Below are 15,224 nucleotides of genomic sequence, written 5' to 3'. Positions count from 1 at the left end.
TTGCCGCCGCCATGGTCGGTTCCTGCCGATTCGCCCGTCGAACCTGGTCATTCCCACCTGGGCCCTGCGATTGATCGTCTTCGCCGGATTTCTGCGAGAGATTTCGGGTGCCCTGGGGACCGCTGTCCGGCTGATCTCATGGTCGAGCCCCCCCACCGCGGCCGGTTCCCGCCACGCCACCCCCGACCCCAGCCGTCCCGGGCCAGCGCGCGCCCCGTCCACCGCACCCTGCGCCGCAGGTCGCCGGTGGTCCGCGAGTTCTCGACCAGTAACCTGGGCTGCGCTATGGACAAACGAACCGGTCTTCCCATCGTCGGCATGGTGGGCGGCGGGCAGCTTGCCCGCATGACGCAGCAGGCGGCGATTTCCCTCGGCCAGTCGCTGAAGGTGCTGGCGGCCGACGAGGGCGACGCGGCGGCCCTCGTGGCCAGCGATGTCGTCATCGGCCACCACACCGACCTCGACGCGCTGATCGACTTCGCCCGCCAGGTCGACGTAGTCACCTTCGACCACGAGCACGTGCCCGGCGAGCACCTGCTCACCCTCGCCACCGAGGGCTTCGTCGTCCGCCCCGCGCCCACCGCGCTCGGGTTCGCGCAGAACAAGCTCGTGATGCGCGAGATGATGGCCGGCCTCGGAGTGCCCGGCCCCGCCTTCGCCGAAGTGTCCACTGTGGACGACGTGGTGGCCTTCGGCGGCGAGCACGGCTGGCCGGTGGTCCTGAAGGCGTCGCGCGGCGGGTACGACGGCAAGGGCGTCTGGATGCTCGACACCGCACAGCAGGCCCGGGAGATCGTTCCCGAGCTCCTCGAAGCCGGCACCGACCTGCTGGTCGAGGAGAAGGTCGCGATGAAGCGCGAGCTGTCCGCGCTGGTCGCGCGCTCCCCGTTCGGCCAGGGCGCGGCGTATCCGGTCGTGGAGACCGTGCAGACGAACGGCATCAACACCGAGGTCCTCGCCCCGGCACCGGGGCTGTCCGAGTCGCGCGTGCACGAGGCGCAGGAGCTGGCCCTGCGCATCGCGTCGACGCTCGACGTCACCGGGCTGCTCGCGGTCGAACTGTTCGAGACCGAGACCGGCCTGCTGGTCAACGAGCTGGCGATGCGTCCGCACAACTCCGGCCACTGGACCATGGACGGTTCGCGCACGTCGCAGTTCGAACAGCACCTGCGCGGCGTCCTGGACTACCCGCTCGGCCGCACCGACCTGATCGCGCCGGCGTGCGTGATGGCGAACGTGCTCGGCGCGGAGGTCTCGCCGCAGATGAGCCCGGACGAGCGCGTGCACCACCTGTTCGCGCGGTTCCCCGAGGTGAAAATCCACCTGTACGGCAAGCAGGACCGGCCCGGCCGCAAGCTCGGCCACGTCAACTTCATCGGCGACCGCATGGACGACCTGCGCAACCGCGCGCTGCTGTCCGCGCACTGGCTGTCCCACGCCGTCTGGCTCGACGGCGACGAGATCCACTGAAGGGGAACACAATGGCGCCGCAGGTGGGCGTGATCATGGGCAGCGACTCCGACTGGCCGGTGATGGAGGCCGCGGGACAAGCGCTGGACGAGTTCGGCGTCGAGTACGAGGTCGGTGTCTACTCGGCGCACCGCACCCCGCAGCGGATGCTGGACTACGCGAAGTCCGCGGCCGACCGGGGCATCCGCACGATCATCGCGGGCGCGGGCGGTGCCGCGCACCTGCCGGGCATGGTCGCGTCGGCGACGGTGCTGCCGGTGATCGGCGTGCCGGTTCCGCTGAAGTACCTGGACGGCATGGACTCGCTGCTGTCGATCGTGCAGATGCCCGCCGGCATCCCGGTCGCGACCGTGTCCGTCGGCGGGGCGCGCAACGCCGGTCTCCTCGCGGTCCGGATCCTCGCCGCCGCTGACCTGCAGTTGCAGGCGAAGCTGACGCAGTTCCAGGAGGACCTGGAGCAGTTGGTCCTCGACAAGGACGCCAAACTCCGCGAAAAAGCGGGCAAGTAGCTGGCGCGGTGCGGATGCCGGCGCAGGCCCGGCATCCGCACGCACCGTCAGCTCACGCCGGGTCGGGCAGCTGCTTCCGCAGTTCGCGCTTCAGCACCTTGCCCGCCGCCGACACCGGGATTTCCTCCACGAAATGCAGTTCCCGCAGGCGTTTGTACGGCAGCACCTTCTCGTTCACCGCCGCCATCAGCTGCTCCGCGTCCACTGAGGAATCCGGCTTCCGCACGACGAACGCCACCGGCAGCTCGCCGACCTCCGGGCTCGGCCGGCCGACCACCGCCGCGGAGAGCACGCCCGGCGACGCGCTCAGCAACTCCTCCAGTTCGCGCGGAAAGACGTTGTAGCCCTTGTACAGCAGCATGTCCTTCTTGCGATCCACAATGGACAGATAGCCGTCCTCGTCGAGAACGCCGATGTCGCCGGTGTGCAGCCATCCGTCGACCAGCGCGGCAGCGGTCTCTTCCGGACGGTTCCGGTACCCGCGCATCACCTGCGGCCCGCGCAAGCACACCTCGCCCTCTTGCCCGGGCGGCAACGGCTCTTCGCTGCCGTCCGCGACGAGCTTGACCTCGGTGTCGAAGATCGGCCTGCCGACCGACCCCACCTTGCGCACGCCGGACCGGTAGCTCGGCGAGATCACCGCGCCCATCGTCACCTCGGTGAGCCCGTATCCCTCGGCGATCACGACGTCCGGGAACCGCTTGTGCAGCGCGCGGATCATCTCGTGGCTCATCGGCGCGGCACCGGAACCGATGTTGCGCACCGACGACAGGTCAGCCGTATGGAACGAGGGTGTCGCCAGCAACGCCGCGAACAGCGCGGGCGCGCCGCCGATGGTCGTGACCTGCAGCCGTTCCGCGTCCGCGACGTACGCCGCCGGATCGAACCGGGCGTGCAGCACCGTCGTCCCGCCGGCCAGCAAGGGACCGTTGAGTCCGGCGATCACGCCCATCGCGTGGAACCACGGCGTCAGGTTGATCGCGGTGCCGGTACCGAGCCGGGTCGGCCATTCGTCCGGGCTGCCGATCTGGTCGATCGTCAGGTCGCCGTTCGCGTCGAGTGCCGGTACCGAGCCGGTCGACCAGCAGGTGTGCTGGAGCGTATTCGTGACGACGTTGCGATGCGTCAGCTCGACGCCCTTGGACCGCCCCGTCGTGCCTCCTGTGTAGGCGAGATGAGCGAGGTCGCGGTCCACCTCGATCGCCACGTCTGGCCTGGTCGCAGGCTGGTCAGCGAAGAACTCGCGGAACTCCACGCTTCCTTCGCTGAGCTCACCGTCGGGCGCGACGACGATCGTGAGCCGCGCCGGAATTCGGTCGGCGACCGCCGCGAGCGTGCCCGAGACCGGTCCGAACGTCACCACCGCGGCGGCCCCGCAGTCGGTGAGCTGGAAGGCGAGGTCGTCCGGCGGGAGCAGCGGGTTCGTCGGACTGAACGTCGCCCCCGCCAGCAGGATGCCGTGGTAGGCGATGGGATACGCGAGGCAGTTCGGCAGATGCACGGCGACCACGTCGCCCCGCCCGATGCCGCGGGCAAGCAGCGCTTGCGCGAACCGGCAGGCGGCTTGCCAGGTCTGAGCGAACGTGAGCTGGTCGTCGCCCATAGCGAACGCGACACGGTCGCCGTAGCGCGTCGCGGCGCCGGCGAGCAGCGAACCGATCGGCACCTGGGGGTAGTCAAGGGAAGCGGGCAATCCGGGCGGCGGAGTCGACGCAGTGGCAGCCATCACTTGACCATACGAACGGTGAGGCCGAGGACACAAGCAGCGAGCCGCCGCGTTCGGTGTGAACGCGGGCTAACATCGGGGGACTTTCTCCCGTTTCGCTGCAGAAGAGGTGACTGAAGGTGGCCGAGGGCCTGTATCAGCTGGCCGAGGAGCACGAGGAACTGCGGGCCGCGGTCCGGGCTCTAGCCGAAAAGGAGATCGCGCCCTACGCGGCGGAGGTCGACGAGCAGGAGCGCTATCCGGTCGAAGCCAACCAAGCGCTCGTCAAGGCAGGCTTCAACGCCGTCCACATCGCCGAGGAGTACGACGGCCAGGGCGCCGACGCCATCGGCGCGTGCATCGTGATCGAGGAGGTCGCCCGCGTCGACGCGTCCGCGTCCTTGATCCCGGCGGTCAACAAGCTGGGCACGCAGCCGATCATCCTGTCCGGTTCGGAGGACCTGAAGAAGCTGGTCCTGCCTTCGATCGCCTCGGGCGAAGCATCGGCGTCGTACGCCCTGTCCGAGCGCGAGGCCGGCTCGGACACCGCGTCCATGCGCACCCGCGCCCGCCTCGATGGCGACCACTGGGTCCTCAACGGAACCAAGTGCTGGATCACGAACGCCGGTGAATCGACCTGGTACACGGTGATGGCCGTGACGGACCCGAACGCGGAAAAGAAGGCCAACGGCATTTCCGCGTTCGTCGTGCACAAGGACGACCCGGGTTTCTCGGTGGGCCCGAAGGAAAAGAAGCTGGGCATCAAGGGTTCCCCGACCCGCGAGATCTACTTCGAAAACTGCACCATCCCCGCGGATCGCATCATCGGCGAACCGGGCACCGGCCTGAAGACCGCCCTGCGCACCCTGGACCACACCCGCCCGACGATCGGCGCGCAAGCCCTGGGAATCGCCCAAGGCGCCCTGGACGCGGCCGTCGCGTACGTCAAGGAACGCAAGCAGTTCGGCAAAGCAATCGCGGATTTCCAAGGAATTCAGTTCATGCTGGCCGACATGGGAACGAAAATCGAAGCCGCCCGCCACCTGGTGTACGCCTCCGCAGCGTCCTCGGAGCGAGGCGACAAGCGCGCCGGCTTCACCGCCTCGGCAGCCAAAGCCTACGCGTCCGACGTGGCAATGTCGGTGACCACGGACGCGGTGCAGCTGTTCGGCGGCGCAGGCTACACGCGAGACTTCCCGGTCGAGCGCATGATGCGCGACGCGAAGATCACGCAGATTTATGAAGGCACGAACCAAATCCAGAAGGTCGTCATGGCGAGGGCCCTGCTGAAGGGCTGAGCCCCTGACGGTCTGCAGAAGAGCCCCACTACCCGGATCGGGTGGTGGGGCTCTTTTGTGCCCGAACTCGCCTTCTTCGGTAGTTACCAATCTGAAGCAGAAGGCGGGTGCGTGACCGATGGGGTTCTTTGACTTCATCGGCGAAGGTGCCCAGTGGATTGGTGACCGGATCAGTGACGCCGACGATTGGGTCAACGATCGGCTCAAGGATGCTGGGAATTGGTTCTCCGACTTCTACCACGGAAATCTCGGAGACCAAGCCGTTCCCGCGCCGGTGATTGTGCAGCAGGTGCAGCAAGGACCGGGGACCTCGTCGTGGGACAGTGGTAGTGCCACGGTTCAGAAAATGATCCAAGAGCACAACCAGAACAGTGACGACGCGCAGCAGATCACCACCATGCTGGAATCTGTCTGGACTGGCGACGGTGCGGATGCGGCACGGGCTCGGCTCAGACCGTTGTCTGACGCGTCGTCTACCTCCGCGCAGGCTTATGTGGTCAATGGGCAGAAGCTGGTCGACACCACGCACGGCTATAACGACATGAAGATCGCGTTGCAGGCGATGCCTCCCACGCCTCCGCACAAGAATCTTTGGGACCAGGGCACTCCTTGGGACACCGACACCGAGAAGCAGATCAACGCGTACAACGCCGCCGCCAATCACAACGTTGAGCGGTATCAGAAGTACGCGGACCAGGCCAAGACCAACGGCCAGGGGTTGAACAGCAATTACGGTCAAGTGGCCGGGTTCGACGGGCAGAATCTCAAGATCGATTCTGGCGGCGATCACGTCACGGGCAAGACCGGGTCGCACGAGCGGTCTTATCGGAGGTCGGACTCTGGCGGGCCTGGGAGTGGGCAGGGAACTGGGTTCGGGAGTGGACCGGGGACCGTCGGAGGGCCGGGAACCGGTGGGGCCGGGGCTAGCGGGGTCAGTGGGCCGGGGAATGTCGGTTGGTCCGGTGTGGCCCCGGGGAGTGCTGGGGGCGTCACAGCGCCGCCGCCCTCACCGCCGCCGGGGGATTACGACGGGACTTCGACGTCTGGGTGGACTCCGCCGTCGGTTGATCGGGTCGGAGGTTCGCCCTGGACTCCGCCGATGTCGACGCCGACGCCGACCTCGTTCGGGGCTGGGGGCGGTAGTGACAGCAGCGGCTGGACGCCGGGGGCGTTTGGACCGCTCGGTGGCGCAAGCGAGGCCGGAGCCGGGGGCCGCAGCGGCGGGATCGCGGCGCGGCTCGGCGGCGGTGCAGGGGCAGGTGCCGGTGCCGGTGCAAGGACAGGAGCAGGAGCCGGGGTCGGCGCGGGTGAAGGAGGGGCCGGCCGCGGGGCTGCGGGGGCGGCCGGGAAGGCCGCGGCCGGAGCCAAGGGGAGCCCGGGAATGGGCGGCATGGCCGGCGGCGGCAAAGGCAAAGGCGAAGAAGACAAAGAACACCAGCGCAAGTACGGAATCGACGACGACTCCGCCTTCTCGCTCGTCGACGAGAACGGCGAGCGGGCCCTCGACCCCCGCACTGGGTTGCCTCCGACACCCCCGACGATTGGTGGTTGAGGGGCTCGATGACGATCATCGACAGGCCGCTGCGGATGCCGCGGCCGGTGTTTTTGGCGCTTTGGCACGCGGAAAACCTCGGCAGAGTACCGGTGGTGGTCGAGGACACCCCGATGTACCTCACCGAGGAAGGCGCCGCTGAACGAGCAAAACGGACGCGGGATCTCCTTGCGCAGCTTGGCGAAACAGCGGCGGACGCGTTGCGAGGCACGCTCAAACTGCTCGCGAGCGCGCGGCAAGAGGTGTACGGGTGGACCGACTTTGGCACCCACCAAGAGGACAACGGGGCGATTCTCGTCGCGGCCACCAAACCAGACGCCGTTCGGTTGATTACCGACGCGGAGTTCGTTCAGCTCGACCCGGTGTCGCCGGATGAGCTCGCGGCCTGTTTGGTCATGGCGATGCCCGAATGTCCTCCGGCGGCGGTGCGGGCGATGCGGGTCAGCCGGGAGTACTACGACGGGGGCGGCGGCGCGGATCCGCTGGCGGAGGAAGGCGGCGACGCGGACGAGTTGCGGTACCTGATGCGGGCGCCGCGCGACGCGGTGCACCAGCTGCACGCCGCGGTCCGGGACGGGCGGGGCGAGCGCCGGTACAGCTCGCCGTTGTCGGTGATCGATCTCAGCGGGCGCGGGCGGGTGCTGAGCTTCCAGAGCACCAGTGACGGCGAGGCCCAGATCAGTGTCTACCCGGGAAACCGGGCCTCCTTGATCGATGCGGTGAACCGTACGCTCACCGGATTGCGGTAAAAACTAGTAACCGCGTTTCCCTTTCTCGTGTTCGGCGTTAACCACTGCGTCGGGTTCACAGAGAGGTGAAACGGAATGGGCGTACGCGCTTTCGGACGGGGAATGGTCCTCCTGGCGGCGACGGTGGTCGCGCTCGGCGGCGGCACCGCGGTGGCGTCGGGGGCAACCGGGAAAGAACCGACCGGTCCGGTGCAGCCGAACATCATCGCCGCGGCGATCTACTCGGCCGCGCAGCCGACGATCGCGCCGCCGGGGGCCAACGACTGGAACTGCAAACCCTCCGCGGAACATCCGAACCCCGTGCTGCTGTCCAACGGCACCACGGCCAACGCGTACGAGAACTGGGCGAATCTCTCCCAGCGGCTCGCCGACGAGGGGTACTGCGTGTTCGCCGGGAACTTCGGCGGGTCGCCGGGGGCGTTCCTGCAGACGGTGGGGCCGGTGGCGGGGACCGCGGGCCAGCTCGCGACCTTCGGGGACAAGATTCTCCAGGCCACCGGGGCTGCGAAGCTTGACGTCGTCGGGCATTCGCAGGGCGGGATGAACCCGCGCTACTGGATCAAGTACCTCGGCGGCGCGAGCAAGATCGGCAAACTGATCGGCCTGTCTCCGTCCAATTACGGCACCAACCTGTACGGCCTCCTGACCGCCATCCAGGCGATCCCGCCCGCCCGCGACATCGTCGGCGTGCCCTGTCCGGCCTGCAACGAACAGTCCACCGGGTCCGCGTTCCTCACCGACCTCAACGCGGGCGGCGACACCGTCCCGGGCGTCGACTACACGGTCATCCAGACCAGGTACGACGACGTCGTCACGCCGTACACCAACGCCTTCCTCAAGCCCGCGCCCAACGTGAAAAACCTCGTCCTCCAGGACGTCTGCGGGCTCGACTACACCGACCACCTCGGCATCACCTACGACCCGATCGCGGAGCGCGAGGTGCTCAACGCGCTCGACCCGCAGCACGCGAAAAAGCCGAATTGCGTGTTCGTGCCCCCGGTGATCAGCTGAGATACCCCCGCCCCGGGGTACAAACGCGAACACTTTCGCCGGCTCGGTTGTGCGGGGTCCGGCTGCGGTGTCACAGTCGGTGACATGTTCTGGCTGCTCCCCGACACCTGGACGCCGCACGACGAGGCCGAGCTGGTCGCCGGATGGCGGCTCTGGCTCGAGCTGAGCGACCGCGCGTGGCCCACCGCGTCGTGGGACGGCACCCCGTCCGGCGCGGTGGGCCCGTTGCGCGAACTGCTCGACGCGTGCGAAGAAATCGAGAGCACGTGCCGGGAAACGGCCGAGCCGTCCGCGGAGTTCACGGACATCGTTCAGCCGCTGGTGCTGTGCGCGAGCGCGGTCCTCTGCCTGTGGTGGGACGACCACGCCCCGCTCGACTCGACGCGCGCGAAGGCGCTCCACGAGGACCTGCGCCGGTTTTCGGCCCTCGCGGAGCGCGTCCTCACGCTGTTGTCCGCCCACGGCGGCTGGACGGAACTCGACGTGGCCCGCCGCCGCCCGGCCTGAGCCGGTATTCGGCGAAGTTCGTGACCAGCGTGCCCTCGCCTCGGGTGAGCGCGGGCAGCACTTGTTCCAATTCGTGCGCGGAGGCGGCCGGAAGATGACCGTCCACAGTGCATCGGTCATCGGTGATCCCTGGTTCGCCGGGCACTGCGCGCAGTTCGACAAGTTTGCGAAGCACAGTGCTGATCGCGGACGCTGGGGCTTCGAGTTCGAAAGCGTGGATTGGTTCGTACACCCGCGTTCCGGCCTCGCGAAGGGCTTCCTGCAAGACGAGCCGGGTCATGCCGCGGAAATCCCCGGCGGTGCTGGCTGGCGGGTAGAACGCGGTGTCGGTGAGGGTGACGACGCAGTCGATCACTTCCCTGCCGTGCAAGCCTTCGCGCAGGATCTCGTGCACGGTTTCCTCGATGGCCGTGTGGAAGGAAAGCGGCAGCGAGCCGAGTTCGACCTCCATCCGGTAGTCGGTGCCGGAGCCAGGAGGGCCGGGTTCGACGCGAAGTCCGACGGTGGCCCAGAAGAACACGCGCTGCTCCGGCGCCGGGTGGCGGACGCGGTATGCAGTCCCATGTAGACGCTCGACCAGCAGTGGTCGCGACTCCTCGAATTCGGCGGCGATGCCAAACTCTTCGGCGAGGGTCGTCCGGATTACTTCCTTTTGGACTTCGCCATACAAGCGGACAGTGATTTCCTGGTCCTGTCGGCGGATGCTGATCAGCGGGTCCTGTTCGGACAGGCGGGTCAGCGCGGTGTACAGCGCTCTCGTCTGATCTGGATCGACCGGGTACACCAGCGTTTCCAGGCTCGGCGGGGCGAAGAACCGGTTCTCGGAAAGGTCGGCGCTTTCGCCGAGCCGGTCGCCGATCTGGATCTCCGGCAAACCCCAGACCCGCGCGACGTCACCGGCCAGCGCCTCGCCGGACACCGGAGTTACGCCGTGCTCGAACACGCGCACCGCGGAGGGGCGGCCGACGCCTTCCATGCCCAAGCGTCGGAAAGGAACCGGTCGGCGCGCCGCCAGCGAGCCGGAGAACATGCGCACGTAAGCGATTTTCTCGCCGGAACGGCCGCGTTCGATTTTGAATACGGTGGCGTCGAGTGGCCCGTCCCCCCGGCGTTCGCGGGACGGCAGCAGTTCGTAAACCCCGGCGATGAGGTCAGCGACGCCAGCTCCAGTGACTGCGGAACCGAAGAAGACCGGATACACCGAGGCGGCGGCGACCTGACGTGCCAACGCTTTTCGGTAATCCATTGAGGACGCTGCACCGGCCACATAAGACTCAAGAAACGCGTCGTCTCCGGCGAGTGCGTCGGCGAGACGTTCGTCGAAGGGCAGCGGCACCGGCTGTGCGCTGGCGGTGCCGATATCGGTGACCGTGCTCATTGGGGCGCATCGCGGGGAAAGCTTGGTACGCAAGGATTCCAGCAACGAGGCTTCGCGAGCGCCGGTGCGGTCGATCTTGTTCACGAACACAAGCACTGGAATACCGAGCCGGATCAGCGTGCGCATCAGCACGCGGGTCTGGGCCTGGACGCCTTCTACTGCGGACACCACGAGCACCGCGCCGTCGAGCACGCCGACGGCGCGTTCGACCTCGGCGATGAAATCGGGGTGACCCGGGGTGTCCACGAGGCTGAGCCGGTGGCCTGGCGTGCTGACCGCCACGACGGCGGACTTGATGGTGATGCCGCGCCGGCGTTCGAGGTCGAGCGAATCGGTTTGGGTATCGCCGTCGTCGACCCGGCCCGCGTGGTCGATCACGCCGGTTTCGAACAGCAGTCGTTCGGTGAGGCTGGTTTTACCTGCGTCGATGTGCGCCAGGATGCCGATGGTCAGTGCTTTCATGCGTGCGGAAGTCCTCGGATGCGGGAGACAGGCCGAACTGGGATCGATCGGACTGTCGGCGCATCGGGACTCCTCGCGGCTCGGAAACACGAAAACACGGCCGCGAGCGGGACGTACTCGCGGAGATCAGCACGGTAGCGCCGGGCCGCGCGCGGTGTACAGCGAGTTTTCGGTGCCTGTCGGTTTCCTGTCGATCACTGGCTGACACCCCCGCGGCGGTGTTCAGTGCCCTACCGTGGGCCGGGTCAGTTGAACTTTCACCTACCGGGGGAGCTGTCTCCATGTTGACTCGAGTCAAGGACGTCGCGCTGCTGCTCGGCCGGATCGGCATCGCGGTGGTGTTCTTCGCCCACGGCCTGCAGAAATGGGACAGCGGCGTCGGGGCGACCGCCGACATGTTCAGCAAGATCGGCATCCCGCTGCCGGGCGTCGCCGCGTTCCTCGTGATCGTGCTCGAACTGCTCGGGTCGATCGCGTTCGTCGTCGGCTTCCTGCTGCCGGTGGTCGCCATCGGCTACGCCATCGACATGGCCGGCGCGTTGATCTCCGTCCACGCGGCGCACGGCCTCACCGGCCAAGGCGGCTACGAACTGGTGCTGGTGCTGGGCCTCACCGCGCTGGCGCTGGGCTTCAACGGCGGACGACTGTCTTTGGACCACGTGCTCTTCTGGCGTCGTCGCCAGGGCGCGGCCGAACTGCAGAACGCCTGAGAACCGCGGTGAGTGCTGCCGACGCCGTCAGCACTCACGAGGGAAGGTCGGCGGTGGTGCGCTCGGCCTCGCGGCGGGCGGACAGTTTCGCCGGGTCCGCGTTCGTCACCTGGACCAGGTGCGCGCTGGCGGCAAGCGGAACGAGCAGGCCGTCGAGTATGCCGTCCGGCACCGTCCAGTCCATCGTGGACAACACTCGGTCTGCTGCGGTCAGGCCGAGTGTTGCCGCACGCGCAGTGGCTTCCGCCCACACTTCGTCCACAGTGGAGGAACCCAGTGCCGGAGTGTCGCCGGGGGTCGGCTGCATCGGGACGAACTGGTCGCCGGACATCCGGGCCTCGCTGAGGTAGTCGAGCGCTCCGCCCGAGGGCGGCGTCGACAGGCCGCGGCCCATCGGGTCGAGCGACACCACCGCGACGGCCGGAGCGTCGATCTCCTCGTCCGGACTGGTGAACACCACCCGTGCGCCGTCCGGCTCCGCGACCACGCGGGCCCCGCACCACCACGCGCCGAGCAGCACGCCCACGGTCTGCCAGTGCGCGGGCAGCCGCACCGCGACGGCGTCGCCCGGCTCGACGTCGAACTCGTCGACCAGCCAGTTCGCCGTTTTCGCGGCCCAGTTCTGCGTCGTCGCCACGGACAGCTCGACCCGGCTGCCGAGCCGGTCGTCGTAGTGCGTGATCAGCGGTTTCGCGGGCGAGGCCAGGAGCGGGCGCAGCAGCTGCTCGGTGAGACTCATGCGTCTCAGGCTAGTCGCGGCGTCAGTCGACGCAGGGCACGCCCGGGATTCCGGAGTCCAGGCCCTGCGGCGCCGCCCCGGCCGCCGCGCCGCCGCCTCCGGTGACGGTCCGTCCGGCCAGTCCCGCGACGAACTTCTGCACGGCGGCCGGGTCGACCTCCACGATGCTCTGCCCGTCCTCGCTGCGGCCGTTCGTGGTGATCACCGGGATCGTCGCGAAGGTCAGGCTGCCGGACGCGATGCCCTTGACCTGCTGGGCGAATTCGAGCACGTCGAGGCTGTCGTCGAGCACGAACGACCGGTGCACGGCGTCGATCAGGCTGTTCAGCGTGCCTGGGTTGGTGAGCGTGCCCGCCGACAGCACCTTGCGCAGCGCCGAGGACAGGAACGCCTGCTGCCGTTTGATCCGGTCGAGGTCGCCGTTCGGCAGGTTCTTGCGCTGCCGCACGAAGGACAGCGCCTCGCCGCCGGTCACGGTCTGCACGCCGCGGCGGAAGTTCGCGCCGGAGTCCTTGTCCGAGGTCGCGTGGTTGAGGCACACCGGCACGCCGCCGACGGCTTCGGTGAGCAGGTAGAAACCGAGCAGGTTGACCTCGGCGTAGTGGTCGATGCGCACCTGCGTGAGGTCCTGGACGGTCTGGACGAGCACCCGCCGCCCGGCACTGTCGGAATCGCGGGCGATTTTCGCCTGGTCGTGCTCGCCCTGCGCGCGTTCCTCCTGCTCGGCCTGTGCCTTGGCGACGCCGTACGCGGAGTTGATCTTCCCTTTGCCGCGGCCCGGGATGTCGACCCAGCTGTCGCGCGGGATCGACACCGCGGACGCCTTGCCGCCGTTCTTCGGGATCCGCACCAGGATGATCGTGTCGGTGTTGATGCCGCCCTTGTCCTCGGTGCGCAACGACTTCAGCATGCTCAGCGGCAGCGGATTGCCCTGCTGGTCGGTGCGCGCGTCGCTGCCGACGAGCAGGATGTCCGTGCCGCCGTCGTCGGCGGGCGGGGCCGGGGGTTCGCCCGCGCGCGGGGTCAGGACGTCGGTGGTGGCCACGTTGTCCTGCAGCTTGTCCTTGGTGACGTACGCGTAGCCCGTCCCGCCCAGCGCGACCAGGGAGACCAGGCCGATCGCGACCCGGCGGGTGATCCGGGTGGTCCGGCCCGCGCGGTGCCGCGATTCCGGTGCCGGGTTCGACGGCTGGGGGAGTTCGACGCGCGGGTACGGCGAGGGTTTCCACTCGGAAGGGGGTTCCTCCTCGGCGGCGGCACCCTCGGTAACCGGCTCGGTTTCCTCGGCGGCGGTGTCCTCGGACGTCTTCTCGGCCGCCGGTTCAGCGGCGGCGTGCGTCGGCTCCGCCGTTCCGTCGGATCCGCGGTCCGAGGCGTCGGGAACCGCCGGACTGTCGGCAGAATCCGCCGTCCGGTCCGGTTTGTCCTGGTTTTCGCTCACCCCGGTTACCTCCCCGCTCACAGCGTACGGCCTGCGGTGCGCCGCGACGCTGGGTGCTCGACTCTAGTTGACACAGGGGACATCGCCCGCCGTGATGAGCGGCGTGGGTGAGGTCGAGGATCCGGACGGAGGCGGCTCGGACTGCGACGACGACTGCGACGACGGCGGGGCCGCAGGAGGAGCGGAGGACGTCGTGGCCGGTGCTCCGGCGGTGTCCCGCGCGTCCTTGCCGAGGATCACCCGGACGTGTCCGGCGGCGACGTCGGCGTCCGGCTCGGCCTGTGCGCTGCTGCCGAGGGCTTGCCGGACCAGATCGGCGGCGGCCTCGTCCGACGGGTGGTAGCGCAGCACGGTGGTCGCGCGAGTGGACAGCTTCGTGCTCGTGCCGAGCTGGAAACCCTTGTCCTGCAACAGACCCCGCACCTGGTCGGCGGCACCCGAGCCGGAGCCGTCGAACAGCTCGACGGTGGTCTGCCCGGCTCCGGGCAACGGCGCGTTGCTGGGGGTCGGGGCACTGCCGTCGGCAGTCAGCCGGTCGATCTCGGCGCGGACCTTCGCCTGGTCGACGCGCAGCACGTCGGCGCCGCCCATGACCGCGTTGCCCTCGGTGGGGATGGTGTGGAACTCGACGTTTCCGCCGGTCAGCCCGCGCATCTGCGAGACGAACTCGGAGAGGTCCCAGCCCGAGGACAGCACCACGGACTTCTTCACCGCCTCGACGAGCTGCGCGACCCGCACCGGATTGGCCAGCACCTCGGACGAGAGGACCTTGCTCGCCAGCCCGGACAGGAACGCCTGCTGGCGCGCGATCCGGTCGAGGTCGCCGTTCTGCAGGCCGTAACGTTGGCGCACGAACGCGAGCGCCTGCACACCCTCGATGGTCTGCTTCCCGGCGGGAAGATCGACGCCCGACTTCTTTTCCTTCACCGCGTTCTTCAGGCACACCTGGACGCCGCCGATGGCCTTCGTGACCTCGTAGAAGCTGGCCAGGTTCACCTCGGCGTAGCGGTCGATCATGCCCGGTTTGCCGATGAACTTCTCGATCGTTGCGACCAGGTTCTTGCGACCGGCGAGCTTGGCTTTCTCGTCGACGTCCTTGAGATCGGCGTCGCCCTTGGCCTGCAGCGACTTGGCGGTGTCGTTGTAGGCGTAGACGTACGCGCTGTTCAGCTTGTGCTTGCCGAAGCCGCCGGTGATCTCGACATAGGAGTCGCGCGGGAACGAGATGGCGATCGCGTGCTCCCCGTTCTGCGGGATGTGCACGAGAATCATCGTGTCGGTCTGCTTTTCGCCGTCGGAATCGCCGGCGTGCAGCATGTCGAGCACCTCGCGGGGCAGCGGATTGCCCTGCGCGTCGGTGCGGCTGTCCTGGCCGACCAGGAGGATGTCGATCGCGCCGTCGAGCGGTTTCGCGTGCTCCTGCTGCTCACCGAAGATCGCCGTGGTGGAGAAACCGGACCGCGGGTCGCCGATGAACTGCCAGCCGTACCACGTCAGCGCGAGCACGACCACGGATACGACGGACAGCAGGATCTTGCCGCTTCGCCGCAGCACGACGAGCACGCCGCGACCGCGGTGCGCCGGCAGCGGCGTCCCCGGCCATTCGGCCACAGTTCCTCCCCAGGATGACCGCGCGTTTCGCGCTTTGCCGAACTCTACCGACTCATCTGTGAGCCACCCGTAGGCTGGTGGC

Annotated in this window: 13 protein-coding genes; 8 read left to right on the top strand and 5 right to left on the bottom strand. The window is 68.3% G+C overall.

The window, feature by feature from the left end; genetic code table 11:
- Positions 1-285 precede the first annotated feature (285 nt).
- Positions 286-1,470, top strand: coding sequence for a 5-(carboxyamino)imidazole ribonucleotide synthase (locus ATK30_RS12915; RefSeq protein ID WP_101435815.1), 1,185 nt, complete (start codon positions 286-288; stop codon positions 1,468-1,470).
- A gap of 11 nt (positions 1,471-1,481) precedes the next feature.
- The gene (gene purE, locus ATK30_RS12910; RefSeq protein ID WP_101435814.1) at positions 1,482-1,979 is read left to right on the top strand and encodes a 5-(carboxyamino)imidazole ribonucleotide mutase; all 498 of its coding nucleotides are present in this window, start codon (positions 1,482-1,484) and stop codon (positions 1,977-1,979) included.
- Positions 1,980-2,031: 52 nt separating this feature from the next.
- Here purE and ATK30_RS12905 read toward each other — a convergent pair whose 3' ends face one another.
- Positions 2,032-3,705 (bottom strand): class I adenylate-forming enzyme family protein, encoded by a 1,674-nt coding sequence (locus ATK30_RS12905; protein ID WP_183125343.1) that lies wholly within the window; start codon positions 3,703-3,705, stop codon positions 2,032-2,034.
- 119 nt (positions 3,706-3,824) lie between these two features.
- On the opposite strand from ATK30_RS12905, the gene ATK30_RS12900 reads away from it, so the two are divergent.
- The 5 genes from ATK30_RS12900 (at position 3,825) to ATK30_RS12880 (ending at position 8,801) form a co-directional block, all read left to right on the top strand.
- Positions 3,825-4,982 carry an acyl-CoA dehydrogenase family protein gene (locus ATK30_RS12900; RefSeq protein WP_101435812.1) on the top strand — a complete coding sequence of 386 codons (1,158 nt, stop codon included), beginning with the start codon at positions 3,825-3,827 and terminating at the stop codon, positions 4,980-4,982.
- 118 nt (positions 4,983-5,100) lie between these two features.
- Positions 5,101-6,534, top strand: a complete 1,434-nt coding sequence (locus ATK30_RS44675) for a hypothetical protein (protein ID WP_143271376.1) — start codon at positions 5,101-5,103, stop codon at positions 6,532-6,534.
- 8 nt (positions 6,535-6,542) lie between these two features.
- On the top strand, positions 6,543-7,283 hold the full coding sequence (locus ATK30_RS12890) for an ESX secretion-associated protein EspG (RefSeq protein ID WP_101435811.1): 741 nt from the start codon (positions 6,543-6,545) through the stop codon (positions 7,281-7,283).
- Positions 7,284-7,358: 75 nt separating this feature from the next.
- Positions 7,359-8,294 carry an esterase/lipase family protein gene (locus tag ATK30_RS12885; protein WP_167441896.1) on the top strand — a complete coding sequence of 312 codons (936 nt, stop codon included), beginning with the start codon at positions 7,359-7,361 and terminating at the stop codon, positions 8,292-8,294.
- Positions 8,295-8,378: 84 nt separating this feature from the next.
- Complete coding sequence (locus ATK30_RS12880) at positions 8,379-8,801, top strand: hypothetical protein (RefSeq protein ID WP_101435809.1); 423 nt, start codon at positions 8,379-8,381, stop codon at positions 8,799-8,801.
- Here ATK30_RS12880 and ATK30_RS12875 read toward each other — a convergent pair.
- Positions 8,737-10,641, bottom strand: coding sequence for an elongation factor G (locus tag ATK30_RS12875; protein ID WP_101435808.1), 1,905 nt, complete (start codon positions 10,639-10,641; stop codon positions 8,737-8,739). The two genes, ATK30_RS12880 and ATK30_RS12875, sit on opposite strands and share 65 nt — an antisense overlap.
- 281 nt (positions 10,642-10,922) lie before the next feature.
- Here ATK30_RS12875 and ATK30_RS12870 point away from each other — a divergent pair, with 281 nt between their 5' ends.
- Positions 10,923-11,351 (top strand): DoxX family protein, encoded by a 429-nt coding sequence (locus tag ATK30_RS12870; protein ID WP_101435807.1) that lies wholly within the window; start codon positions 10,923-10,925, stop codon positions 11,349-11,351.
- 34 nt (positions 11,352-11,385) lie between these two features.
- Here ATK30_RS12870 and ATK30_RS12865 read toward each other — a convergent pair whose 3' ends face one another.
- The 3 genes from ATK30_RS12865 to ATK30_RS12855 all read right to left on the bottom strand — a co-directional run bounded on the left by ATK30_RS12865 (position 11,386) and on the right by ATK30_RS12855 (position 15,142).
- Complete coding sequence (locus ATK30_RS12865; protein WP_101435806.1) at positions 11,386-12,090, bottom strand: TIGR03089 family protein; 705 nt, start codon at positions 12,088-12,090, stop codon at positions 11,386-11,388.
- A gap of 22 nt (positions 12,091-12,112) precedes the next feature.
- Complete coding sequence (locus ATK30_RS12860) at positions 12,113-13,531, bottom strand: LCP family glycopolymer transferase (RefSeq protein WP_208637336.1); 1,419 nt, start codon at positions 13,529-13,531, stop codon at positions 12,113-12,115.
- Positions 13,532-13,594: 63 nt separating this feature from the next.
- Positions 13,595-15,142: an LCP family protein gene (locus ATK30_RS12855; protein WP_101435804.1), complete on the bottom strand. Its 1,548-nt coding sequence runs from the start codon at positions 15,140-15,142 to the stop codon at positions 13,595-13,597.
- Positions 15,143-15,224 lie beyond the last annotated feature (82 nt).

Source organism: Amycolatopsis echigonensis (genome assembly GCF_002846615.1).
Taxonomy (GTDB): Bacteria; Actinomycetota; Actinomycetes; order Mycobacteriales; family Pseudonocardiaceae; genus Amycolatopsis; species Amycolatopsis echigonensis.
This window is presented reverse-complemented; position numbering and strand designations above follow the sequence as displayed.